The sequence below is a fragment of the Kordia sp. genome (genome assembly GCF_022447245.1).
In the GTDB taxonomy this organism is placed as follows: Bacteria; Bacteroidota; Bacteroidia; order Flavobacteriales; family Flavobacteriaceae; genus Kordia.
In genome coordinates, this window is record NZ_JAKVBC010000029.1 from 1 (window position 1) to 24,737 (window position 24,737).

20 protein-coding genes, 1 tRNA gene and 2 pseudogenes are annotated in these 24,737 nt (G+C 32.6%); 6 read left to right on the forward strand and 17 right to left on the reverse strand.

Annotated features, from left to right (window positions below; translation table 11 throughout):
• Positions 1-227: 227 nt before the first annotated feature.
• From MK119_RS17480 to MK119_RS17500, 5 genes and pseudogenes are all read right to left on the reverse strand, one after another.
• The gene (locus MK119_RS17480; RefSeq protein WP_290681386.1) at positions 228-695 is read right to left on the reverse strand and encodes a hypothetical protein; all 468 of its coding nucleotides are present in this window, start codon (positions 693-695) and stop codon (positions 228-230) included.
• Between the two features lie 523 nt (positions 696-1,218).
• Positions 1,219-1,539: a hypothetical protein gene (locus MK119_RS17485; protein WP_290681389.1), complete on the reverse strand. Its 321-nt coding sequence runs from the start codon at positions 1,537-1,539 to the stop codon at positions 1,219-1,221.
• Positions 1,540-1,662: 123 nt separating this feature from the next.
• A complete protein-coding gene (locus tag MK119_RS17490; protein ID WP_290681392.1) occupies positions 1,663-2,019 on the reverse strand; it encodes a hypothetical protein in 357 nt (118 codons plus the stop codon).
• A 112-nt stretch (positions 2,020-2,131) separates the two neighbouring features.
• Positions 2,132-2,625 (reverse strand): annotated as a pseudogene (locus MK119_RS17495) (transposase).
• A gap of 435 nt (positions 2,626-3,060) precedes the next feature.
• The gene (locus tag MK119_RS17500) at positions 3,061-5,388 is read right to left on the reverse strand and encodes a patatin-like phospholipase family protein (protein ID WP_290681395.1); all 2,328 of its coding nucleotides are present in this window, start codon (positions 5,386-5,388) and stop codon (positions 3,061-3,063) included.
• A 425-nt stretch (positions 5,389-5,813) separates the two neighbouring features.
• Here MK119_RS17500 and MK119_RS17505 point away from each other — a divergent pair, with 425 nt between their 5' ends.
• Complete coding sequence (locus tag MK119_RS17505; protein WP_290681397.1) at positions 5,814-6,983, forward strand: DDE-type integrase/transposase/recombinase; 1,170 nt, start codon at positions 5,814-5,816, stop codon at positions 6,981-6,983.
• A gap of 459 nt (positions 6,984-7,442) precedes the next feature.
• Here MK119_RS17505 and MK119_RS17510 read toward each other — a convergent pair.
• From MK119_RS17510 to MK119_RS17520, 3 genes are all read right to left on the reverse strand, one after another.
• Positions 7,443-7,516: transfer RNA gene (locus MK119_RS17510), tRNA-Asn, on the reverse strand.
• 104 nt (positions 7,517-7,620) lie between these two features.
• Positions 7,621-8,952 (reverse strand): RIP metalloprotease RseP, encoded by a 1,332-nt coding sequence (rseP, locus tag MK119_RS17515; RefSeq protein WP_290681399.1) that lies wholly within the window; start codon positions 8,950-8,952, stop codon positions 7,621-7,623.
• Between the two features lie 120 nt (positions 8,953-9,072).
• Positions 9,073-10,827 (reverse strand): M1 family metallopeptidase, encoded by a 1,755-nt coding sequence (locus MK119_RS17520; protein WP_290681402.1) that lies wholly within the window; start codon positions 10,825-10,827, stop codon positions 9,073-9,075.
• Between the two features lie 142 nt (positions 10,828-10,969).
• On the opposite strand from MK119_RS17520, the gene MK119_RS17525 reads away from it, so the two are divergent.
• The 4 genes from MK119_RS17525 to MK119_RS17540 all read left to right on the forward strand — a co-directional run bounded on the left by MK119_RS17525 (position 10,970) and on the right by MK119_RS17540 (position 14,244).
• On the forward strand, positions 10,970-11,641 hold the full coding sequence (locus tag MK119_RS17525; RefSeq protein ID WP_290681404.1) for an SCO family protein: 672 nt from the start codon (positions 10,970-10,972) through the stop codon (positions 11,639-11,641).
• Positions 11,642-11,722: 81 nt separating this feature from the next.
• Entirely contained in the window at positions 11,723-11,947 is a 225-nt protein-coding gene (locus tag MK119_RS17530) for a FeoA family protein (protein WP_290681407.1), read from the forward strand.
• Positions 11,948-11,959: 12 nt separating this feature from the next.
• Positions 11,960-14,116 carry a ferrous iron transport protein B gene (gene feoB, locus MK119_RS17535; RefSeq protein ID WP_290681410.1) on the forward strand — a complete coding sequence of 719 codons (2,157 nt, stop codon included), beginning with the start codon at positions 11,960-11,962 and terminating at the stop codon, positions 14,114-14,116.
• Between the two features lie 5 nt (positions 14,117-14,121).
• The gene (locus MK119_RS17540; protein ID WP_290681413.1) at positions 14,122-14,244 is read left to right on the forward strand and encodes a FeoB-associated Cys-rich membrane protein; all 123 of its coding nucleotides are present in this window, start codon (positions 14,122-14,124) and stop codon (positions 14,242-14,244) included.
• Between the two features lie 9 nt (positions 14,245-14,253).
• On the opposite strand, the gene MK119_RS17545 is transcribed toward MK119_RS17540, so the two are convergent.
• The 9 genes and pseudogenes from MK119_RS17545 to MK119_RS17585 form a co-directional block, all read right to left on the reverse strand.
• The gene (locus MK119_RS17545) at positions 14,254-14,898 is read right to left on the reverse strand and encodes a hypothetical protein (RefSeq protein WP_290681416.1); all 645 of its coding nucleotides are present in this window, start codon (positions 14,896-14,898) and stop codon (positions 14,254-14,256) included.
• A 20-nt stretch (positions 14,899-14,918) separates the two neighbouring features.
• Positions 14,919-15,581, reverse strand: a complete 663-nt coding sequence (locus tag MK119_RS17550) for an outer membrane beta-barrel protein (RefSeq protein ID WP_290681419.1) — start codon at positions 15,579-15,581, stop codon at positions 14,919-14,921.
• Positions 15,582-15,752: 171 nt separating this feature from the next.
• Entirely contained in the window at positions 15,753-15,980 is a 228-nt protein-coding gene (locus MK119_RS17555) for a hypothetical protein (protein ID WP_290681421.1), read from the reverse strand.
• Positions 15,981-16,511: 531 nt separating this feature from the next.
• Positions 16,512-17,078 (reverse strand): annotated as a pseudogene (locus MK119_RS17560) (cysteine peptidase family C39 domain-containing protein).
• Between the two features lie 17 nt (positions 17,079-17,095).
• Entirely contained in the window at positions 17,096-18,487 is a 1,392-nt protein-coding gene (locus MK119_RS17565) for a metal ABC transporter permease (protein WP_290681423.1), read from the reverse strand.
• Positions 18,480-19,553 (reverse strand): metal ABC transporter permease, encoded by a 1,074-nt coding sequence (locus MK119_RS17570; RefSeq protein ID WP_290681491.1) that lies wholly within the window; start codon positions 19,551-19,553, stop codon positions 18,480-18,482. Before MK119_RS17570 ends, MK119_RS17565 begins: the two co-directional genes overlap by 8 nt.
• Before the next feature lie 104 nt (positions 19,554-19,657).
• Positions 19,658-20,395 carry a metal ABC transporter ATP-binding protein gene (locus tag MK119_RS17575; RefSeq protein WP_290681426.1) on the reverse strand — a complete coding sequence of 246 codons (738 nt, stop codon included), beginning with the start codon at positions 20,393-20,395 and terminating at the stop codon, positions 19,658-19,660.
• 81 nt (positions 20,396-20,476) lie between these two features.
• A complete protein-coding gene (locus MK119_RS17580) occupies positions 20,477-21,391 on the reverse strand; it encodes a zinc ABC transporter substrate-binding protein (protein ID WP_290681429.1) in 915 nt (304 codons plus the stop codon).
• A gap of 163 nt (positions 21,392-21,554) precedes the next feature.
• Positions 21,555-22,205: a metal-dependent transcriptional regulator gene (locus MK119_RS17585; protein ID WP_290681493.1), complete on the reverse strand. Its 651-nt coding sequence runs from the start codon at positions 22,203-22,205 to the stop codon at positions 21,555-21,557.
• Between the two features lie 107 nt (positions 22,206-22,312).
• Here MK119_RS17585 and MK119_RS17590 point away from each other — a divergent pair, with 107 nt between their 5' ends.
• The gene (locus tag MK119_RS17590) at positions 22,313-24,586 is read left to right on the forward strand and encodes a TonB-dependent receptor (protein ID WP_290681431.1); all 2,274 of its coding nucleotides are present in this window, start codon (positions 22,313-22,315) and stop codon (positions 24,584-24,586) included.
• Positions 24,587-24,737: the final 151 nt, after the last annotated feature.

The window sequence follows — 24,737 nt, forward strand, 5'->3', positions numbered from 1 at the left end:
TGTTAACAGGTATTTGATTTTCGATTCCTTGATGTCTTCTTTTGGTATTATAATAGTTAAAATATTTCTTGAGTTGTCTGTATAAATCTATGGCAGAGTCTGGCGTATTATTATGTTGACTCACTCATGCTTGGCACTAGTTATAAACTAGCGCTAGCGCTCACTCTGTCGCTGACTTTCTATGGGCAGCTTGGTTTTTTTAGAAAAAAAATATCTAGAAAATTATTTTACTTAGAATTTAAAATTTCATCTAAACTTCTAAATGTATTATCATAATTGATTTCATTTTTCAAAACTTCTAAAAGTTCTTCTGAGTCATTCATTTTGACTCCATCTATTTCGATTCCATGATAGGCTCCAAAACATATACTATCTTTCTTATTATTTTTATATTTAATAAAAACTTTAATTTTAGAGTCTACAGGTTTACTGTCTTTGGATTCAGTAAGAACATTTTTTAAGGATAAAAACTTATCTATAAATTCATTATTTGTAATTTTTTTATAATGAATTTCTTCGATTGATCGCTCTTGATCAGCAACAAAACTGCAATCAATTCTTATTGGATACGTTGTTCCTTTCTGAATAAAATAGACATTTATATAATCTATATTCTTATCTACTTCATTTGATTTTTCACAGCTAAATGAAAAGGTCAGAAGTATTAAAAAATATTTTCCTAAGCTAAATTTCATTATTTTTTCTTTTTTCTAAAGCTTTTATACTTTTTCCCACTTAGATTATATGCAGGATATACTTTCTGTATACGCTTTGTTGGTGATTTTTATTTTTCAGCATCAACTTCTGTTGAAGTTGGACTACTTGTATTAACTTTTGCTCCGTTATGATTTGTGCTAGTAACCGTAACAGATTCACCATTACAACTAGCGCACTAGCTATAAACTAGCGCTAGCGAGCTTATTTCCATTTTCCAATTAATAGGTAATACAAGCATAAAATTATAGCAAGAACACAAGCCATTATTATATCGAATCTCGTAAAATCTTTTTGTTTGATAAAGGAAAAAATAAAGCTAATTCCAATTGCAACTATGCAGAAGAGTATTAAATAAAATGATATTCTTAGTTTTTTATTTCCATTTTTTGCAAATTTTATTTTGAGCAACTTTTATTATTCTGGCAATTCTATCATGTTCATTGCCTGATTCAACAGATTAAATTATTCCTTTAAATAAATTCCCTTGTTAGCGCTAGCGAATTAATATTTTATTCTCCATTTAGGATTTAGGATTAATTTTTTTTCTCCCAAAGCCTGTTGTTTTATTACTGATTCATCATCTTTTGAAAGTTTTGTATCAAATATCTTTAATATTCCAGTAAGTGTTATAATCTTGCCTCTTATTTTTTCAGGCCAGCTTTTAATACCATCAATAAAATAGAATTTATTATTTTGATTTGAAATTATGACTGCTCCAGCTTTCATATCTTCAGCCTTCCCAGTGATTTCCACAGATTGATTTTTCATTGTTACACAAGATAAATAACTCATTAACAGTATTATAATAATTATATTTTTCATATTTTTTAATTCATTGGTACTATAGTTATTGCTATACTAAAGGTTTGCCTGTTGAAATCCAAAAAAGGTCTTGAATAATAACTTAAGGTGCTTTCATATACTTCCATTTCAGATTCTTGATGATTAGCTATAATTTATAACAATTTTTTCACCATTAGCTTCTATCTTCTCATATTTTAAGTTACCTGCACCTATGTAGTATTTATTACCATCATCTGTATCAATCACAAATATTTTTTGTAAATCCCAATAAAAATAAAAGTTTTTATTCTGTGCATTGATGTAATTCTTATCTATATCTTTTCCAAATCTAATTTCAAAATTATTTATTGAAATAGGAATCTGAATATAGAAAACAGCAGAAAAGATTAAAGTTTCTGTAACTTTATCTAAAGAATCTTCTGGATATTTTTTTAATACTAATATTCTATGAGACTCTTTATACTCATATAATTCAAAAACATTTTTAAATCTAATCATTTTTCAAATGGATTAATTGGGTCTACACGATTCTATTTTGTGCCACTTATTTTATAGAAAAAGGTATTTTCAGCATGCTAGCGCGAGTTTATAACTCGTGACGATACACAAGCTAAAAATATTTAATATCATCAATTTCTAAAATAGTCTGATCTTCTTGATAATTTTTAGCACTTGAGTATTTCCAATCAATTGGATTGGTTACAAAACCACTTGCTAAGGGATTGTTATGAATATAATCATTTTTTTGCTTAATCACTTTTTCACTCCATAATTCTATCGGCTTGTTATGATGTTGCCAAAACTGATATTTACTTGTGGTTGTATTCTTTTTACCTGCACTCTCAAACATCTATAATACGCATTCTTTTCTGCTTTCTTGTGGATTACTTTGTAAGTTTCCAATAGTTTCTTTGATGTATGACGTTTAAAATCCCGTAGTAATTCCGATGGTTGATCTGTACTGGATCGAAAGATTAAATGGACGTGGCTTGGCATGAAACAATAACAATATAACTCCAAGCCTTTATTTGCCCTGCAATAATTTACACTATCAGCTAACACTTCAAAATACACTTGTCGTGTAAATACGTCTATCCAGTTTATGGTCGCAAAACTTACAAAATATTATCCACTCTTGTTATGAAATTTGTACCTCCTACTCATATCTCCAAAATACAAAAAGCTACACTAAAAAATTAGCATAGCTTTTTGTTTTGAGTATTATTATGTTGACTCACTCATGCTTGGCACTAGTTATAAACAACTGCTAACCCTTAATTTAGCATTAGTTATTTACATAGAGATTGTTTAAATAAATTAATAATGTTGTAAGTGATTGAATTTCTTTTCTTTTTACTTGTTTTTATCATGGAAATCGAGGGGAACGATGAACTCAAAAACATCTGTCAAATAGAACACTCAAGACATAGAAGCTTTGGCAATTTTTTAACCATTTTGATCACTGGTTTAATAGTAAACAGCTTCTTCCCTAAAAACCTTCTATCCGATATCAAAAAAAAGATTTAGCAAAAAATCATTTTAATCTGATAGCATAAGAAATAAGCCAACACCAAGGAAGGCACGCACTTTATTGGTATCATTTACCAATGATATATCTAAATTTGCAGGCCCTAATATAGAATCATAAGAAAAAGTTGTTCCAACAGAAAGTAAACTGCTTGGCTCAAAAGATTCTGTCCAATTTCCAGTTGGCAACACTGCTTTTTTTATATATTCATTAAAGTTTCCAAAACCTATGGTAGCATAATTTAGGTGCGGAGAAATATATACGTTATGAAATGGATTAGTTTGTAATTTTAGATGAAATTTAATGGCTTGCGTTACAGGAACATCGTTTTCATTCAATCCTGGAAACCTTAGACTGTTCTCTCGTGTACCATTTAAGTACCCTCCAAGGTAATAATGTGCTCCTAGGCCATACGTATCAAAGGGAACTTGGTTACTTTTCAATTGGTCTTGAAAAATAAAATGTACACTAGATCCTAATATGAGAGTTAAGTTTTTATGAAATCGCATTCGCTTTTGATAGGAAAGAAGTAGCTTCGTAAAATCACTAGTTTTTCTATCTTCTAAACTAATTCCTCCACCAGAAGATTGGTAATTCAATTTATGATCTATGGATCGTAAGACTTTACTTTTAAATAAAGATCCCTCTTTTGCAAAAAATAATTTACTCAAGTTATTGTTTACAAAATGAATGTCTACTGATAAGTTTTGAAAACGGTACTTTTCAAAACTAAATACATTGTCATTTATTTCAGTATTTACTCTTGGTTTCAGTAAAAAGTTTTCATAATTCATCCCTATTCCAACATAGCTTTTAAGAGACACAACATTTTTATTGATTTCATTTTTAAACTGTATAAAGTCAAAATTCAAATCTTCTGTATAGTCTCCTAGTCTGTAAATTTTTTGATTCAAAAATTCACCAAATATTTCATTGCGCCACCACCAAGATTTATTTTTCCCAAACTGCTTTTGATATTGAATTCTAAATCTGGGTTGTTTTCCAAAATCAATTGTAGTCACCAGTCTGGATGATGTTCCTAAAAAGTTTCTTCCTGTATAATTTAAAATTAGTCCTACACCTCTGTAATCGTCGTAATGCAAAGAGGTCCTTAATCGGTGATTAGAATTTTCTTTAGCAATAAATTCAAGGTTCATAAAATTATCTTTTGTGACAGGTTTTGCATCAATCTGACTAAATAGTGTGGTTCCCATTGATCTGTCAATTCCCTTGACAATTTCGTCAACAGTATACGCTTGTTTTGCTTTGATGTTAGAACGAGATTTAATCAAATCCAAATTGGAATTACTCACACCTTTAAAATAGATACTGTCAAAAATAATTTTTTGATTTTTATAGGGTATCAATGGTTTTTTTTGAGGATATTTTTTTATAATTTCGGAAAGCTTTACCAACTCATTCAGTTGAAGTTTTGTCGCTATAAGCCCTTCTTTATAGATTGCTTCGTGGTCTTGAAAATCTCCTGTCGAATAGGTAAGATGTGGATAATGATCAACTAAAATATCACACATTGCTCTGCTTTCAGGATTTTTCATATTGCTCACCAACATCGCGGCTTGAAATAAAATAGGTGTAATTCCTTCAAGTTCTTCTTTGCTTTGCATACCTCCACTTACATCACTACCGATGATGATGTCTGCACCCCATTTTTTTGCAATATCTACAGGAAAGTTATTTAATATGCCTCCGTCAACAAGCAACACATCTCCATAAGGAACAGGTTGAAAAATACTAGGAATAGACATACTAGCGCGCATGGCTAATGCCAAACTTCCACTTTTTAATACCACTTCCTTTCCATTAACAATATCTGTAGCAACGGCTCTGTAGGGAATAGGTAACTCATCAAAATTAGAGACATTATATACAGGATTCGTGTAGGTCATAAAAAACTCCCTTAGATACTGGTCATTGAGTATGGCTACTTTGCTCTTTATTTTTTTGTCTTTTATGTCAAAGTCAAGAAGGTACTTTCCGAACTCACTTTTTTCTTCAACGGTTACATCACTTAAAGAAGTTTTTCCACCCAACAATTGATCCCATTTTGCATTTTGCGTAATTTTTTTAATACTATCTCCTGAGTATCCCATGGTATAAAAACCGCCTACTAAACTTCCCATACTGGTTCCAACAATTAAATCTGGCACAATGTTTAAGGAGTCCAACGCTTGTAATAAAGGAATATGAGCAATTCCTTTAGCTCCCCCACCACTTAAAACAACAGCTATTTTCGGTTTATTTTTATGTTGCGCTTGCACTATCCCGAGACTTAATAAAGATGCAAAAAATACAGATGTGAGGATTTTGATAACTTTCATACTAAAGAGATTATTTAGCCACTTAAAGGTAATAAACTACAACATAACAATGGTGTATTATTGAAAGATTCTTTGTCTATTTGATATTGTTACCATATCATCACTTTTTATCTTAGACTTTCTTTTACAAATGGCATTCATTATTTTGAGTTACTAATAGTTAAATACAGGTGCTATACCATGTATTATCAGTTTATTTTTAATTTTTATCACATACATAATTTTTCATTTGTATGTGTGCTCCCCCTCTTAGTCGATTATCGAACCGCATTGATTTGAATTTTAGTGAGTTAGCTATTTTTTAGACCCCTCTTAGACATCGAACCAGTAGTGTTTTTCATTAATTTAGTTCGAATTTTCGAATCGAGGAAGATTCGACTTTCATATTGAGAGATTTTTGTTTTTCTTCTTTTTTTGTTTTTTTGATGATGCAACAGGTTTACAAAAAGTATCATTCGGATGTCAAAACATCTTATGCTCTTGGCATTCACGAACAAGTCCTTCCATATTCATTCACCAAAGATATTGTTCGAAGTACATCCTTCTATTGGAGAAAGGAAGACCCACAAAAATATATTGGTGGCGAGTTTGCTGATAAGATTCAAAGTTCACTTGATGATACTAAACTATTTCTTAATTCCTTTGAGAATATTTCTGATGACTTTCCTGTAAGTAAGCATGTCTTGCTTCGATTTCTTGATATTTCTAAACACAGATACATGATTTGGCTCAATGAACGTGCCTCCTATTGTAACAACTCGATCATCGGACAGTGTTTTAAGCGAAGACCTAATCAAATTTCTCCTTTGGAGATCAATGTCTTAAAACGTTACATGAATAATCCTAAGTACAAGATTTGGTGTATTCGATCAGTATGGGGTAAAGCCGTTCGTGATAGTGCTGTATCTATGGCGGTATCTACATGGTACAAGTACGTTCGTAAACTTGGATTTTCAAAGGCGAGAAAGCCACAAAAGATCAAACGTAAACGAGGATCGTATGATGCTTCTCGTCCTAATGAAACGTGGCATATGGATATTTCACAATACAAAACCTTTGATGATATTACCTATTACATCTATACCGTAGTTGATAACTTCTCTCGAAAGATCATTTCTTATGATATTTCTACGCAAAAATCTGCAAAGATCAGAACCGATACGGTTAAAAAAGCCATCAAAAAAGAGTTTGGTGTTGATCTGAAAGATTATTCCCTTGATCTTATCGTTGATGGTGGAACTGAGAATAATAACAAAACCATTCATCAGTTTATCCAAGAGTGTCAACTTAACATCAATAAAAAGATTGCGCTGAAAGACGTAACTTTCTCTAATTCCATCGTTGAAGGACCGTACAAGATTATGAAATCATATTATTTCAGAATCAAAAAGATACTTTCTACCACCATACAGCAAGAACTCGATTTCTTTGTTGAGAATTACAATGACGAAAAGCCCTGTAACAAGCATAAAATTTATACCCCAAACGAGGTGCATAAGAATCCTAAACTTGCTGAAGCAAAACTCGTCCTGAGTAAATCCAATAAAGAACGACTTGAATACAACAAGAACTATTGTTGTAAAATCGCTGTGTAATTGCATAAGTATATCAGCTTTATTTTACCTTTTTTATCTCTCAATACATCAAAGAACATTATTTTTTTACTCTTTCTTCAAGAGTTATTTTTTCATTCGTGATTTGTATCACATATTAATTTCAAAAATAGATTTTTTTGTCAATTCTATGACTCAAAAAATCAATATCAATACTAAAACAGTAGTTTCGAAAATTCGAACCTACTGACCTAGAACTACTTATGTTATTTATATCTAACTTACCTGATTTATTTTCAAATCGTTAGATAATATGTGTATGAACTCTATTATATGGCTTCTCAATAGAGGGAGCCGGGAACCTTTTTTGAATTATTATTCAGTAGTATCCAAAAAATAGGTAATGCAGTAAAATTGTCTAAAAAACTTGGAAAGTTGGCGGTTTACGAGAAGTATACGTATAAAAAAAGCCACCCTAATGGATGGCTTTTGAAAGCTTTGCTCCCCCTCTTGGGCTCGAACCAAGGACCCTTTGATTAACAGTCAAATGCTCTAACCAACTGAGCTAAGGAGGAGTGTTATTGCTTTTTGCGGTTGCAAATATATGCTATTTTTTATTTCGAACAAACATTTTTTAAAAAAAATCAAAAACTTTTAAGTTCTGTTCTAGTACTATTGATTAGCTACCTTTTATTAAGTTCCAAATATCGTTTCCAAAGATCACAACCATTAAACTCATAATGATTACAAAACCAATGATTTGGCCTATTTCCATCACTTTTTGAGATGGTGCTTTCCCCACAATGATTTCGTAAAGTAAGAACATTACATGACCTCCATCTAAAGCCGGAATAGGTAAGATATTTAAAAAGGCTAACCACACAGAGAACATTGCCATAAAACTCCAAAAGAACTGCCAATTCCATGATGTTGGCATCATTTCTACAATTCCAATAGGACCTTTTACTTTTTTGTACCCTTGAATAACAGGATTAAAAATGAGCTTGAATTGTTTTACCTGACGTACCAATACATTAATGGTTTCTTCAAAACCTCTTGGTATCGCCTCAAAAAAGCCATATTCACGTGCAATAGATAATTTTTCTTTGGCTAAATCTAAATCCGGTATAACACCCAATCCAAGACTGTCCGAAACCTGCGCATTAATATCAATTAATTCATTATTCCTCTTTACTTGTATTGCAATAGATTTTCCTTTTCTTTTAGCAATTTCTTCTGAGAATTCGTCCCAAAACTCAAAAGTATTACCATTAGCCATTACAACTTCATCTCCTGGTAATATTCCAGCCTTTTTTGCATTAGAGCTATCTGCAACATTCCCAATGACTAAAGTATTGTATCGTGGAACTATTATTTGTCTTCCTCTACTATCTAAAGCTGCTTTTTTTCCTTCATCACTTAATGCTACTGTTACTTCTTTTCCTTCACGTATTACCGTTACTTCGTCACCAAGTAATAAATCAATATTTAAGTATTTGTCTAATTTTTCAACTTTATCTCCATCGATAGCAATGATTTTATCTCCAGTTTTAAGACCTATTTTTTCACTTACACTATCAAAGTACAATCCATGCTCTATTTGATCAACAGGAACATAAGATTCTCCATAATACATGAATATTGATATGTATATCACCCACGCTAATAAGAAGTTTACAATAACTCCTCCTAACATAATAATTAAACGTTGCCAAGCTGGTTTTGAACGGAATTCCCAAGGCTGCGGAGGTTGTTCCATTTGTCCTTTATCCATACTTTCATCAATCATTCCGGCAATTTTCACATAACCTCCTAGAGGTAACCATCCAATTCCATAAACAGTATCACCGACTTTCTTTTTTACAATAGAAAACCACGGATCAAAGAATAAGTAGAATTTTTCAACCTTTGTTTTAAAAAGTTTTGCTGGTATGAAATGTCCTAATTCATGAAGAATTACTAGAATTGAAATGATAAGGACAAACGATGTAATCTGAATAAATACTCCCATTTATAGTATAAAATGTTTATAGAACGCACAAAAGTAAGCTTTTATGATTACTTAAAAAAAATAGCAGCACTCTAATAATTGGATTTTACTAGATTTATTCAGAAACGATACTGTATCGTATTATTTTTCAGGAGTAACTAAGGTAGTTTTGTTTCCGGTATTATTGATAGAAGATTGAATTTCTAATTCGGCAATAGCTTCAATGTCAATTCTAATGCTGTTATTTTTAGAAATCATATCAAATTTTGGATCAATAATGATATCTGCAATTTCAAAGTCAAAAGCTAAAGAGAAAGATTCACCATCAAAAGTATTATCTACAGTTACATATTTTTCTTCTCCATTCATTCCTACAATTAAAAAGGGAACTTTCATTTCAAAGAAATCTACTTTTTTGCTTGATTGTGATTGATTCATCGTGATGTTTAACTCATTTTGAGCTTTTTGATACCAAGCAACATCATACGAAGGATATCCTTCACCATAAATCCAATCACTAAAAAAATTATCTAAGTTTTGACAACTTTCATTTTCTAAATGCTCCTTTAATTGATCTGTATTGGCATATCCATAGGCTAATTCTTCATCATTCAAATAATTTCTGATGGCTTTAAAGAATACATCATCTCCTAATTTTTGACGTAACATGTGAATTACCATTGCACCTTTGTTATACGTTAATCGTGAGCTAAAGATGCGTCCAGGATTATCTAACTTCTCATCTTGTACATATACAGAACCTGCTCTTGCAGTTGTAATATCTGCAATTTTTCCACGCTTCCAATTGATAAAGTCTTGTTCTCCATCAAAATGATTTTCAACTAATCCAGATAAGTATGTAGCAAAACCTTCATTTAACCAGATGTCATTCCAGGAATCACAGGTAACTTTGTTTCCAAACCATTGGTGTGCTAATTCATGTGCGATTAAAGATCTGCTAAAGTTCCCCATAAAAGAAATTGTAGAATGCTCCATTCCGCCACCATATTCAAACTCAGCATGACCATATTTTTCATCTTTATAAGGATATTCGCCAAATAAATCTTGGAAAAAGTTCATAATTTCAACAGTCACTTTCGTGTACTCTTCTGCTTTTTCTCTAGATTCAGGATATACATAGTTTACAATGTCAAAACTATATCCGTTTCTTTCAACAGTTTGTGAGAATACTTCATAATCAGTTACAGCAATTCCAATTAAATAAGTTGGAATTGGGTAATTGTGTTGCCAATGCGTCGTCATCATAGCTCCATTCTGTTTTTCTGATATTACCATTCCATTAGAAACAGCTTTGTATGCCTTCGGAGCCGTGATGATGACGTCAATTTGATCTATTTTATCGTTTAAGTCTTGTTTGCAAGGCCACCAATCTCTTGAACCATAAGGCTCAGAAAGTGTATATAATGATGGCGTTTTGTTATGTGTTGTTGTTACAAATCCATCTCCATCTACGTTTTTGTTTGGAACACCTTCATACGCTACAGTAAGTGTGCGTATAGCGTCTTCACAAACATCATCGGCAAATGTGATAGTGAGTTCGTTGTTAGTATGTGTAAATTGTAATGCTTTTTCTTCCGAAGTAACAGACGATACTTCTAATTTGTCTGATAAATCAAAAACGATAGTGTTTTTATTTTCTAAAGAACGAAATTCTGTAGTAACTTTTCCTTTTATATAATGAACAGCTGGATCTACTTCTAATTCTAGTTTTTGCGATAATAAATCGTAAGATTCAGTGTTTTCATTTGCTTGAAAATCCTGTAACTTTTTAGCTTTTTTATACTCTCCCTGAACCACATCGATCAATTCCTGATCTGTTTGGCTAAAGGCTATAAAATTACATAAAAAACCAAGGGCTAATATGGTTTTCTTCATGGTAATGTGGTTAGATTTGGTTCAACCAATATAGGAATTTTTCCTGTTTTCAAAATAAAAATTGTAAATTTGCACTTAGTTTTTCGACGAACGACCCAAATTTAATCGGCGAACTGTAGATTTATCCGCCAAACAACACTAAATGTTATCATTTTTTAAAAAATACAGACTTTTTGCGGTTGTAATGATCTGTTTATCAGCCATCATAATGACACTATTCTACTTTGCGCTTCGCAAGGACAATGTGCTTCCTGTATATCAACCTACGAATGTAAATGTTGAATTAGTAGACAATTCCATACAACACATAAGTAAATATCATAAAATAAATGACTTTTCTTTGTTAAATCAGAATGGAGAAACCGTCACACAAGATCATTACAAAGGGAAAATTTACGTAGCAGATTTCTTTTTTACTACATGTCAAACTATTTGTCCAATCATGACAAAAAACATGGCAAATATTCAAAAAGAGATTATGGATGACGATCAAGTAATGCTTTTGTCACATACAGTTCTTCCAGAAATTGATACCGTAGCACAATTAAAACGTTATGCAATTGAGAAAGGTGTAAATGACGCCAAGTGGAATTTAGTCACTGGTGATAAAAAACAAATCTATGACCTAGCGCGTAAATCGTATTTAGCTGTAAAATCGGATGGTGATAAAGATTATAGCATGGTTCACACCGAAAATTTTATGCTAATTGATAGAGAACGTCGCATTCGCGGATTCTACGATGGTACTAAAGAAGAAGAAATTGAACAATTACTGAGAGACATTGAAACCCTAAAAGCTTCTTACGAGGATTAATGCTTTTTTGGTACGGAAATTTTCTAACTAAACTTTTTAGCTTATTTTTACTTCTTTAAAATAAATCTAAGTATTGAATAATTGACTGTTGCAGATTTAAAAAAAGGAGAAAAGGCAATCATTCTTGATTTTCCTGTAGACACTATTCCATTAAAACTTATTGAAATGGGCTGTTTGCCCGGAAATGAAGTTTCCCTAATACAAACTACCTTATTCAACGGACCTCTATTTTTAACGATTAATGGTAGTAATATTGCTATCAGAAAAGATACTGCTGCAGAAATCCAAATTGAAAAAGTTTTGTAATCCTATTTGCTCATGAATCATTCCACAATAAAAGTAGCCTTAATAGGAAACCCGAACACAGGAAAAACATCATTATTTAACCACTTAACAGGTTTAAACCAAAAAGTTGGGAATTATCCCGGGATTACGGTTGATAAAAAAACAGGAACGTGTAGACTATCCAGAACACAAAAAGCAACAATTTTAGATTTACCCGGAACGTATAGTTTAAATGCTTCTTCCGCTGATGAAAAAATTGCGATTGATATTTTAAATGATCCTGAAAATGTTAATTACCCAGATGTCGCAGTTGTGGTAACAGATGTAGAACAACTAAAACGCAATTTACTCATCTTTACGCAGGTAAAAGATTTACAAATTCCTACAATCTTAGTTATTAATATGGCAGATCGAATGAAATCGAAAGGAATTTCACTCCATATTGCACAACTAGAAATCGATCTTAAAACAAAGATTGTTCTAATTAGTTCAAAAAAACAAACAGGAATTGGCAAGGTTAAAGAAGCTATTGTTGCGTATCAATCTCTTTCTATAGAACCTTGTATTATTGCAGAAAAAATTACACAAAATACCATTACCAATACAGAACTGTTAACGTCGCTTTCTAAAGTTGAACTTAAAAAAGTACAGCATCGCGAAACAATTGTTCGTTATCAGTTTATCAATGAGGCCTTAAAAAAATCGCATACAGTAGATCGTTCGAAAGCGACAGATTTACAAGCGAAACTCGATCGAGTTTTTACACACAAATTCTTCGGGTACATCATTTTTGCTTTGTTATTATTGTTGATTTTCCAAGTGATATTTGAGTGGAGTTCTGTTCCAATGGACTTTATTGATGAAACTTTTGGAAATATGGCAGAATGGACTAAAGAAGTACTGCCAGCGGGAATGTTTACTGATTTACTTGCTGATGGAATTATTGCAGGTTTGGGAGGAATCGTCATATTTATTCCACAAATTACCTTTCTGTTTCTCTTTATTTCCATCTTGGAAGAAAGTGGTTATATGAGTCGTGTTGTCTTTTTAATGGATAAAGTTATGCGGCGGTTTGGGTTGAGCGGGAAAAGTGTTGTTCCTTTAATTTCTGGTGCTGCTTGTGCCATTCCTGCAATTATAGCAACCAGAAACATCGAAAGTTGGAAAGAACGTTTAATCACAATTTTAGTAACCCCATTTATTACTTGTTCGGCGCGTTTGCCTGTATATGCCATTTTAATCTCCTTAATAATTCCAGGCGATAGTGTGTTTTGGTTTTTCAATTGGCAAGGAATTACCTTAATGTTATTGTACTTAATCGGATTCGCTATTGCACTGCTTTCTGCTTATATTTTACACAAAACACTTAAGATTGAAAGCAAGTCTTATTTTGTGGTAGAATTGCCAAATTATAAAATTCCACTATTCAAAAACGTTGCAATTACGGTAGTTGAAAAAACCAAGGCGTTTGTGTTTGAAGCTGGAAAAATCATCTTAGCAATCTCTATTATTTTATGGGTATTAGCATCTGTTGGTGTGAATGATACATTTAAAAATGCAGAGACTATTGTTGCTGTATCGTATGAAAAAAATGGCTTGAATGAGATTCAAAAAATTGCATTAGACAATAAAATTGTGCGTTATAAAGAAAGTTTGCTGAAAGAGTTTACGACCAACGATATAACGTATACAGAACAACAACTCACAGATTCAATTGCAGCGAAAACTTCGCTCTTTGAAGCAGCACTGATTGAAGATGAAGTAGCTGGATTACGATTAGAAAATTCGATCTTAGGTGCTATTGGAAAAAGTATAGAACCCGTAATACAACCTTTAGGATACGACTGGAAAATTGGAATTGCTTTGGTAAGTTCGTTTGCAGCACGGGAAGTATTTATTGGAACCTTAGCAACGATTTATAGTGTTGGTAGTGAAGGTGACGACGAAGAAGGAAATACGATCAAAGCCAAAATGGAATCGGAAGTATATGCAAGTTCTGGAAAAAAGGTATTTAGCTTTGCTACCGGAATTTCTTTATTGTTATTTTATGCATTTGCCATGCAATGTATGAGTACGCTGGCAATTGTAAAACGTGAAACTAACAGTTGGAAATGGCCTATGATCCAATTAGGAACGATGACAGTTATTGCGTTTGTTGCTGCATTAATTGCATATCAATTTTTAAAGTAAAAAATATGATTCAGGAACTATTAGTCGGTATTACATTTCTGTTAGCTGTAGGTTTTTTGGTGAAAAAATTTTTCTGGAAAAAGAAAACCGCAAAAGCTTGTGGGAAAGACGATTGCGGCTGTCATTAATTATTGCTTTTAAAAATAATAATTTAACCCAAAGAGTAAATTAGAAGAGTCAAATGACGCTCTAAACGCTTTAGAATTACTTTCAGAAATTCTACCTTCCTCTTCTGAAGAATTTGAAAAATATCCTAAAAAACCTAAAGAAGTTTCAAATGCTAAGTTTTTGCTCATCATAAATGTAATTCCTGGTCTGAGACCAACTGAAAAGCTGTTTGTATTTTCCCAGTCAAAGTTTACATGTCGAAACGAGGTTTCTCCTTGAAGATATAATGCCAGTTTTTTTCCAACTCCTTTGTAATAACGGACATACGGAAATATTCCATACAAATTGCTACTACTTTTTGAATCTGAGGCTGGATTTGAGCTATCATTAGTATTGGACCAATGTCCATAACGAAGCCCAACTCCTACAAAAAGATCATTCGCAATTGCATAAGCATACGATCCTCGTATACTAAATGATTCACGATTATATTCTGTAATTGTATCATCATTCAATGATCTAATTTTCCCGTCGCTAATACGTGCTGAAAGGTTCGTATTGACAAACTGTGTTCCTTTGTCAAAACTAAGTATATCAACATCTTTTGTGTCTACTACTTGGGCATCAACAAATGCAACTAAAAGCAAACATATATAGTATATATATTTTTTCATATTTATATTTTTTTATGCTTTTAGAAATAATAATTCAACCCAAAAAATAAATTAGAAGAGTTTAATGAGAGATCGAATGAATTGGTTGTCACTTCAGTATTAAATTGTCCATTATCTAACTTTGTATGTGTATATCCTAATGCTCCAAAAGAAGTTTCTAATGCAAAATTTTTATTGAGCATGAAAGTAATTCCAGGTCGTATCCCTACAAAAAAGTTATCAGATTCTCCCTCGTTTAAGGCGTTAAATTCATTTTCAAAATGAGAAAAGCGCGCTTCCCCTTGTATAAAAAGTGCTATTTTTTTCCCTATTCCCTTGTAATAACGAACGTATGGAAATACTTGATATGATTTACTCTCAGAATCGTTATCATTTTGATTAGTAGCTGTTACTTCTCTTTTATTACTTCCATACCCTACACCCAATCCTAAAAATAGATTATTGTTGATTGCGTACGCGTAGGAAGCACTAATGCTAAATCCGAATGCTTTCGTTTCCCCCGTATCTAACTGGTTTTGATTTTGTCGTTCAAAGTCGCTTTCAGTACTATTTACAGAAAAATTTAGGTTTACAAACTGTGTGTTTTTTTCAAAAGTTAGCTTGTCAGAAGTGGCCTTGTCATCATCTTGAGCATTTACAAAGGCAATAAAAAGAAGACACATTACTAGTGTAATTTTTTTCATATTAATTTGGTTTTAATTTTTAATGTTAGAACCAAATGTAAGAAAGCAGTTATAATAGCATCATGTATTTAACAGCGTTTTAAGCTTTTTTAATAAAGTTTAACGTAAAAAGAAACCGCAAAGATTTTCTTATAGATTTTTGCGGCTTGTATGCAGTATTGTGGATGTTTCTTAAAAATAGTAACTCAATCCAACCAATAAGTTTGATGAATTTAATGAGAAGTCAAAGCTATTAAAGTCTGATTCAGAATTATTTCCTTCATCTTCTAAGTTACTTGTTGTATATCCTAATGCACCAACTGAAGTTTCTAATCCTATGTTTTTGCTTAGCATGAATACAAAACCTGCTCGCACTCCAAAAAAGAATGAATTTGTGGTTCTTGCCTTTGCATTGTTCAACTCACTTTTTGAATATGTATAACTTGTTTCTCCTCGTACAAAGAATGCTAATCTTTTTCATATAATTTTTAAGGTTAAAATATTACTAAAATATATTATAGCTATTCATAAAAACAGACACTTTTAACATATTTATATTGACTTTTATACGCTGTAAAAAACAGTTTGCAAATTAAAAATTGAAGAAGCTATACAGGAAAATAAAAGGTAAAAAAAAAGAGAGTGTTAAGCCTCACTCTCTTTTCTTAACAAAGTTGTTAATTAATGTCTTAAGTTAAACAACTAAATGATTTCTAAAATTACTCATCACTAATGTACATTGTTTACCCATGAAATGTTCATTATTTAGGTTAATGCACATAGTTCATCGATAAATGCACTGAATTATTCGATAAATGGTATTTTCAACAAAACGCAACATGCTGAAAATCAATTTACTAACACTTGTTAGTAAATTTTAAGTATATTATTACTTTATTGAGAGAATATACTTTTTTTAAGTGTATCATTTGTCTTTAACTTAGGAAAGAATCATTCCTGTTTATTCTTTTTACTAGCTTTTTCTAAGGCCTTCTTTTTTGTATCAACCTTATAAAAACGTTCTGTAGTTTCAAAAAGTAGTAAATAACCTTCTTCTTTCTCTTTATCTGGAGAGCTATCGGTCCAAGCAGGTATAAATTCTTCTTTGGTATATGTAACCAAACCATGCGCAGGATCTGCAACCCAAACACTGTCTTTACTTACATTATACACTACTACAAAATGTCTACTTCTCCAGTGCGCCATCGCTGGTTATGGCACTTCTTTTAATAAAGTTTCATAATCTACAATCACCGCTAAATTATACAATCCTATCAATTCACCTGCATCACCTATATTGCCCATGGAAGTTCTTTGTTCACTTAAACTACAGAGTTTATTTAAAGTATTTATATTATATTTTACGCCATGGTAACTACTGATCATTTGCAAAAACCTTGTTCCACGTTCCATTTGCGATTTTTGCATAATAATCGGAAATGGCTCTTCCTCTACTTGTACTTCTTCATCGGAAAAAAGTGAGAAAATGATATACCAAATAACTTTTATAATGTTCATTATAATGAAGTTGAAATTTATCCTCTAAACAGAAAGAAATCATCTTTCATTTCTTCTATTTCGGTGTCTTTATTTGTGATGATGTAATCTGTGGCTTTTTCTGTAAAATCAGCTCCTTTTTCTGTTAACGAAATAATTTGATCCGTAATGGTTATCATATTATTTTTTTGTGCTAATTCAACAATTGATTGCGAACGTAAACGCTGCCAGTTTATATGCTCATTCAAATGTTTTACATGTCGTTCGCTTTCTTCTGTATGATTACGAATGTGTAATAGAAACACTAACAACATAATTTCTGTTTTTTGTTGACGCACTTTATAATGTCCGTATACTAAACCTCTTTTTGGCAAAATATAAATTAAAATTGATGCTAATACTGCTGCAATCAATAAGATATAGACATAGTCTAAAAAGATAAATTGTGAAAATATAGCACTTATTTTATCACCTAATAACAAACTTTCAAAACCAGAACCTACTCCCATTACAAAATCATAGTATTGGGAAAATACAATACTAACTCCTATAACCAGACTTACAATTATAGACGTAATTATTGGTTCATACACTAATAAAAACAGAATTGCCAATACCGTAGTCATAGAACCCGAAATAGACGCATCTAAGAAATGTGCTAACCAATAGCCTGCAATGGCTGCCAATACACCAAAGAAGCAGGACAGAAATAACATTTTCTTTAAATCTTTGGTAAAAAGATACGCAGTTGCTGCTGGCGCAATCATCAATGCAACAACCAATATAGGACCTACCGCATCAAACGCTCCAACGATAGTAACGGAGGAAACTGTCATTAATCCATAATGCATAATTACAGGCGAAAATCCTAATGCTGCTGCCAAACCAGCATCAAACGTACTGACTTTTAATTCTTTGAAAAAAGCAATTAGCAAGGTTAGCGTGATGACTAAAATAATTCCAATTACCCAAATGGCTTTTGGCCCCAAGTTGATACAGGAATCTGCAATACCTTCTTGACAATTAATTTGTAATAAATCAAATGGTGCTAGACTTAAATCGCCAACCATTACAGAATCAATATCTAAATGTACATCATTCGCGTTTTTAGAAATGAGTATCACACCAATACTAAACAATACTGGAAATACCAATCCTATGGCTGTATCTTCTTTGACCAAACCTGTTTTTTGAATAAATTCTACAAGCACAACCGTGACGACTCCTGCCAACGTCGCTAACACAATGAGTAGCGGTGAAGAAGTATCTTCCACAATAAAAAACCCAATCACAATTCCCAATAAGATGGAATGACTAATAGCATCACTGATTAACGACATTTTTCGCAATACCAAGAATGTTCCCGGAATAGCGCAAGCAATAGCAACCAACGTCACAATAATTTGTATGGTGATTTGCGCACTATTCATGGAGATTTTCTATTTGTTGATTGTATAAATTGGCTGCGGTTGTATAACCTTTTTGTGTCATAGACCATTGTTGTCCGTTGATTTGAACATAATTTAAGTCCACGAGTTCTTGTAACGATTTTTTTGAAAATCCTTGAAATCCATTTAAGATTTTAATCGCATGCGGATGTGATATGTTTTCATGTGTTTTGGCAATTTCATACATAAATGCCAAGGTTTTATACATCTTAATATCGTTTCTGTTTTTTCGGAAGCGAATTTCACGAAATAGCAATCCTCTTTTTGGTGAAAATATAAACGAGAACAATACAATACTTGCCGCCACCAATACAATTACAGGTCCTGTAGATAAATTTCCAACAACGGTACTGATTCCAGTGCCAAAAACTCCTGAAAACGCTCCAAATATAGCTGCCAAAATTACCATAGTTTCCAAACTATTTGTCCATTGACGTGCTGCCGCTGCTGGCGCCAACAACATAGCACTCATCAAAATAACACCAACTGTTTGCAATCCTAATACAATGGTGATTACAATAAATGTGGTGATCAAAATGTCTATAAAACGTGTATTAAAACCTAATGTTTTGGTATAATCTTCGTCAAAGAGTAAGATTTTAAATTCTTTCCAAAAAACAAGCAAAATCAACAAGGCAATAGCTGCTACAATAGCAATTAACCAAACGTCTTCTATCAATAACGTAGCTGCCTGTCCAAACAAATATGTGTCCAATCCTGCTTGACTAGCATTCGGCTGTTTTTGGATAAAGGTTAAGAGTAGCATTCCAAAACCAAAAAATAAGGAAAGTGTTAATCCTAAAGCTGTATCTGATTTTAAGTGCGTTTTTTTCGTGATGCTACGAATCCAAAACGTACCAATAAGTCCACTAATTAAAGCGCCTAATAGAAATAAGTTACTGTCTTTTACACCTGTAATTAAGAATGCGATAGCAATTCCAGGTAATGCTGCATGTGAAATAGCATCACCTAACAAACTCTGTTTACGCAATACAGCAAAACTTCCTAGCATACCACAAATAGCACCTAAAATGGCAGTTCCTAACATCACAATTCGTGCAGTGTAATTAGAAAAAATGAGCTCTATGTATCCTTGAAAATCTATGGTTTTTTGTTTTTTATTCTTTTTTTGAATGTTTTCATTGATTCAGTTTATTCTTGGACGCTTACTTTATAATTAATTCCATAAGTCTTCGTCAAATTATCATCATTGAAAATATCTTTTACCGGACCTGTGGCAATTTTTTTCACATTGAGAAACCTTACCCAATCAAAATATTCAGGAACTGTTTGCAAATCGTCATGCACCACCACGACTGTTTTTCCTGATTTACGAAGTTCTTTTAAGATATTGATAATGGCTTTTTCCGTGGTAGCATCGACTCCTTGAAAAGGTTCATCCATAAAATAAATAGAAGCGTTTTGTACCAAAGCTCTCGCCAAGAAAATTCGCTGTTGTTGTCCACCAGAAAGTTGGCTTATTTGTCGGTTTTTAAAAGGCAACATTCCTACTTTTTCAAGTGCTTCTAAGGCTGCTTTTTTCTCCTTTTTCCCTGGACGTTTGATCCAACCAAGACTTCCATAGGTTCCCATCATCACAACATCTAATGCTGTTGTTGGAAAATCCCAATCTACACTCCCTTTTTGTGGTACATACGCTACTAACGAACGTTGTTTTGCATAAGGTTTTCCAAAAATAGAAATGGTTCCTGCAATGGGTTTTAAAATTCCCAAAATGGCTTTGATTAAAGTAGATTTTCCTGCGCCATTTGGTCCAACAATACACATCAACACACCTTCAGGAATTGCCAAATCAATATCCCAAAGTACAGGCTTGTAATTGTATGCAACCGTAAGGTCATCTACTGAAATAGCGTATTCTTTTTTCATTCTCTTTTTGTTGATTTGTTTTTTGCTGATCTGTTCTTTATTCGACTTAAAAGCCAACTGCCAAACTCGTAAACATCTAAACTATCGCAATGCTTCCACTATCGTTTGCACATTATATATATACATTCCAATATACGTTCCTTCTACAGTTCCAGCATCACCTAAGGCGTCAGAATATAAAGTTCCACCAATTTTCACTTCATGTCCACTTGCTTTTACGGAAGCTTGCAATGCTTCAATTGTACGTCTTGGCACTGAACTTTCAACGAAAATGGCTTTTACATTTTTTTCAATGATAAAAGTTGCCAGTTTTTCCACATCTTGTACCCCGGCTTCTGTTGCCGTAGATAATCCTTGTAATCCAACAACCTCAAAGTTGTTTAGTTTTCCAAAGTAATTAAATGCATCATGTGCTGTTACTAAAATTCGTTTTTCTAAAGGTAATGCTTCAATTGTTTTAGCTATTTCAGCATTCAAAGCCTCTAGTTTTGCAATATAAGCTTGTCCATTTTTTTCAAAAGTGTTCGCATTCGTTGGATCTAGTTTTTTGAGCTTATTAATTACAAACTGTGCTGCTTGCTTCCAATATCCGACATGAAACCAAATATGCGGATCATAGCTTGAAGCAAAATATTCAGAACTAATCAATCCTTTTTTATCTATGGCATCCGAAACGGCAATCGTTTTCTTTCGCTGTTTGCCCATTTTTTCAAAAATATCTTCCAATTTCCCTTCTAAATGCAATCCGTTATAAATAATTACATCTGCATTAAATAGTTTGCTTACATCACCTTCGCTTGCTTTGTACAAATGTGGATCTACGCCACTTCCCATTAAAACTTGAACTTCTACAACATCGCCACCGATATTTTTTACCATATCAGTAATCATGGTTGTCGTGGTTACTATTTGTAGTTTCCCATCTTGCTTTTTGACTTCTTTTTTACAAGCTATCAAAGTCAAGGTTAGAAATGCTACTAGTATGTATTTTTTCATTTTTTATGTATTGTATTTTCTGTTGATTTGGTTATTTGTTAATCTGATTTTTTTACTAACCCGTTTTTCTTACAAATTAACTCATAACCTTTGTCTTGATTTGTTTTTTCACAATTGTCTCGACTGCGATCGACACGACAATTCAATATTCGATATTCAAAAATTATTTCTTCATATAAATATTATTCGCAATTTGCTGTGAAATAGTGAATTCCTCTTTCTTGATCCGAATTTTCATAGAATTATCAAATGGCTCTTTATCAATTACTTTTATTTTTTTACCCAATGCAATTCCTTGTTTATCCAAATATTTTAAAAATGATGATGACGAATCTTTCACGCCGACAATAATTCCTTTGTCATTCTTATTCAAAGTAACTAGCAACACATCTGCATGATCAGACATATTTCCATCTTTATCAGGAATTGGATCTCCATGTGGATCACGCTTTGGAAACCCTAAAAATTCATCCAATTGATTAATGAGTTTTTCAGATTTTATATGTTCTAATTGCTCTGCCACATCATGTACTTCATCCCAAGTAAAATTTAATTTATCTACTAAAAACACTTCCCAGAGTCTATGTTTTCTGATAATACTAGCAGCCACCAACTTTCCTCTTTCTGTTAACTCTACTCCTTTATAGCGCCTGTAGTTGACCAATTCTTTCTCAGATAGTTTCTTGATCATGTCTGTCACGGAAGAAGCTTTGGTTTTCATTTTTTCTGCAATAGCATTTGTGCTAATTCCTCCATCAAAGGTATCACTTAGATGATAGATTGCTTTTAGGTAGTTTTCTTCCGAACGTGTCATCATAATTCTTTAATTAACAGTACAAATATACAATTTTGTATTTAGACTGATTCTTTTTTTAGATATAACTAAATATTAATCATATATTTGCAAAAAAATTGTTTACAATGAACCTAAGAGTTTGCTTTATAATACTACTAACTTATTTCACAGGTTTTTCTCAAAACACTGAAATAAAAGGAATTGCAACTTCCAATAATACTCCCATTCCGTATGCGAATATCTATTTGAAGAACAAGAATAAAGGTACAATTACGGATGATCAAGGAAAGTACTCGCTGCATGTTGCACAAGGAACATATACCATAGTTGCACAATCCATCGGCTTTAAAACTATTGAAAAGGAAATCACAGTTGGAAATACCAATTTGACATTGGATTTTAATTTAGAAGAAGATGTATTAGGATTGGATCAAGTTGTGGTTTCAGCTACTAGAACTGCGCTTAATCGACGAGAAGCACCAGTTTTGGTAACAGTAACTAATGCAGAATCCTTAAAAAAAGTTCAGGCAGCAACCTTGTTTGAAGGTTTGAACTTTCAACCTGGCTTACGTACCGAAGTGAATTGCCAAAATTGTGGTTTTTCTCAGATTCGAATTAATGGTTTAGATGGTGCATATTCTCAGATTCTTGTAAATAGTCGTCCTGTTTTTGGCTCTTTGAACGGAATTTATGGTTTGGAGCAGATTCCAACGAATATGATTGAGCAAATTGAGGTTACACGTGGTGGCGGATCTGCCATTTTTGGTTCAAATGCTATTGCAGGAACCATCAATGTGATTACCAAAGATCCTGTCGAAAATCAATTTCAAGTAGCTTCTAAAATCGGATTGATTGATGGAGACAGTACCGATGCAATCACAACGTTTAACTCTACATTTGTGTCAGATGATTTGAATAAAGGAATTACGTTTTTTGGAATGCATCGCGATCGTGAAGGTTACGATAACAATGACGATGGCTTTACTGAAATGACCAAATTGCGCAACTTAAATTTTGGCTTAAAATCTTTTTACAAATTTGATTTCCAACGTAAGTTGACTTTAGAGTTTAATACCTCACACGAATATAGACGCGGAGGCGATTTCCTTGATAAATCACCGATTTTTGCCAATATTGCCGAAGAAATTACAAGTAATGTGATTGGCGGAGGAATTACATTTGATTATTTTACAAAAGATTATCTGCAAAAGTTTTCCGCTTACGGAAATATTCAAAATACACGTTCAGACAATTATTATGGAACGAATCAAGATCCGAATGGTTTTGGTTTGACCAAAGATTTTGTAACCGTAGCTGGAATTCAACATACGGCAAAGTTTGAAGATTTTATTAGCGGAAGTATGGATTTAACTTCTGGCGTAGAACATCGTTTTAACCGCATTAAGGAACGTAGAGAAAATCCGCTCGTGATTCCAATTACACAAAATACCAATACATTGGGAATTTATACACAACTCGACTGGAAAATTTTAGAGAATTTAAAGTTATTAACTGGTGCACGAGGTGAATTATTTACCTCTAATTTAAATGATGAATCACTTTTTATTGTGAATCCGCGTGTCAGTCTTTTATACAATATTACAAAAACCATTAGTTTTAGAGGTGGTTACTCTCAAGGATTTAGAGCGCCGCAATTTTATTCGGAAGATGTCCATTCGGAAATTATTACAGGCGAAGTGCGTCGTGTGCGTTTGGCCGAAAATTTAAAAGAAGAATTATCACATAGCTTTATTGGCTCGTTAGAATATTCCCATCAACATGAAGATCATCAACTGATATTAACTTTAGAAGGTTTTTATACTACTATCAACGATCCCTTTGTGTATGAAGCGCGTGGTGAAGTTGACGGTTTGGAGATTAAAGAAAAAATTAATGGTGATAATGCCATTGTTAATGGTTTTAATATTGAAGCCAAGTACAGTCCAAATCCGAAGTTTTTATTCCAATTAGGCGGAACTTTCCAGAATAGTTATTTTGAGAATTCATATGAACCTGAAGAAGGAATTGTTACGAACAAGATTACGCGTACACCAAATATATATGGAAATATGATGGTGAATTATACTCCGAATGATCGTTGGGCTTTTAATGTAAATGGTGTATTTACCGGAAGAATGTTTGTGCCACATGTCGCTGGTTTTATTCCTGAAACCGTTTTTGAAGAAACACCAAATATGTTAGAAGTTGGTTTGAATATGAGTAGAACTTTTAGTATTTCTGACGAATATCAATTGGAGATCAATGGTGGTGTAAAGAATATTTTCAATTCCTATCAAGATGATTTTGATCAAACAGTAGACAGAGATCCAAATTATATTTACGGACCATCACAACCGAGAACTATTTCTATAGGATTGAAGTTTGGAACGAATCTTTAGATTTGTGATAAATTTGTTGACTTATCAATGTTCATTCACACATAAATTATAGTCTATTCAATTTTAAAGTGGTTATCGATTGCGCTCAAACTGACACTTAGTGTATCTTAAGAATACACGCGAAGCGACCCAAAAGCGAAGCGACCCAAAC

Coding starts and splice junctions, on each gene's coding strand:
- MK119_RS17480 (WP_290681386.1), bottom strand. CDS start 695: ATGAAATTTAGCTTAGGAAAATATTTTTTAATACTTCTGACCTTTTCA.
- MK119_RS17485 (WP_290681389.1), bottom strand. CDS start 1,539: ATGAAAAATATAATTATTATAATACTGTTAATGAGTTATTTATCTTGT.
- MK119_RS17490 (WP_290681392.1), bottom strand. CDS start 2,019: ATGATTAGATTTAAAAATGTTTTTGAATTATATGAGTATAAAGAGTCT.
- MK119_RS17500 (WP_290681395.1), bottom strand. CDS start 5,388: ATGAAAGTTATCAAAATCCTCACATCTGTATTTTTTGCATCTTTATTA.
- MK119_RS17505 (WP_290681397.1), top strand. CDS start 5,814: ATGATGCAACAGGTTTACAAAAAGTATCATTCGGATGTCAAAACATCT.
- rseP (WP_290681399.1), bottom strand. CDS start 8,952: ATGGGAGTATTTATTCAGATTACATCGTTTGTCCTTATCATTTCAATT.
- MK119_RS17520 (WP_290681402.1), bottom strand. CDS start 10,827: ATGAAGAAAACCATATTAGCCCTTGGTTTTTTATGTAATTTTATAGCC.
- MK119_RS17525 (WP_290681404.1), top strand. CDS start 10,970: ATGTTATCATTTTTTAAAAAATACAGACTTTTTGCGGTTGTAATGATC.
- feoB (WP_290681410.1), top strand. CDS start 11,960: ATGAATCATTCCACAATAAAAGTAGCCTTAATAGGAAACCCGAACACA.
- MK119_RS17540 (WP_290681413.1), top strand. CDS start 14,122: ATGATTCAGGAACTATTAGTCGGTATTACATTTCTGTTAGCTGTAGGT.
- MK119_RS17545 (WP_290681416.1), bottom strand. CDS start 14,898: ATGAAAAAATATATATACTATATATGTTTGCTTTTAGTTGCATTTGTT.
- MK119_RS17550 (WP_290681419.1), bottom strand. CDS start 15,581: ATGAAAAAAATTACACTAGTAATGTGTCTTCTTTTTATTGCCTTTGTA.
- MK119_RS17565 (WP_290681423.1), bottom strand. CDS start 18,487: ATGAATAGTGCGCAAATCACCATACAAATTATTGTGACGTTGGTTGCT.
- MK119_RS17570 (WP_290681491.1), bottom strand. CDS start 19,553: ATGTTAGGAACTGCCATTTTAGGTGCTATTTGTGGTATGCTAGGAAGT.
- MK119_RS17575 (WP_290681426.1), bottom strand. CDS start 20,395: ATGAAAAAAGAATACGCTATTTCAGTAGATGACCTTACGGTTGCATAC.
- MK119_RS17580 (WP_290681429.1), bottom strand. CDS start 21,391: ATGAAAAAATACATACTAGTAGCATTTCTAACCTTGACTTTGATAGCT.
- MK119_RS17585 (WP_290681493.1), bottom strand. CDS start 22,205: ATGACACGTTCGGAAGAAAACTACCTAAAAGCAATCTATCATCTAAGT.
- MK119_RS17590 (WP_290681431.1), top strand. CDS start 22,313: ATGAACCTAAGAGTTTGCTTTATAATACTACTAACTTATTTCACAGGT.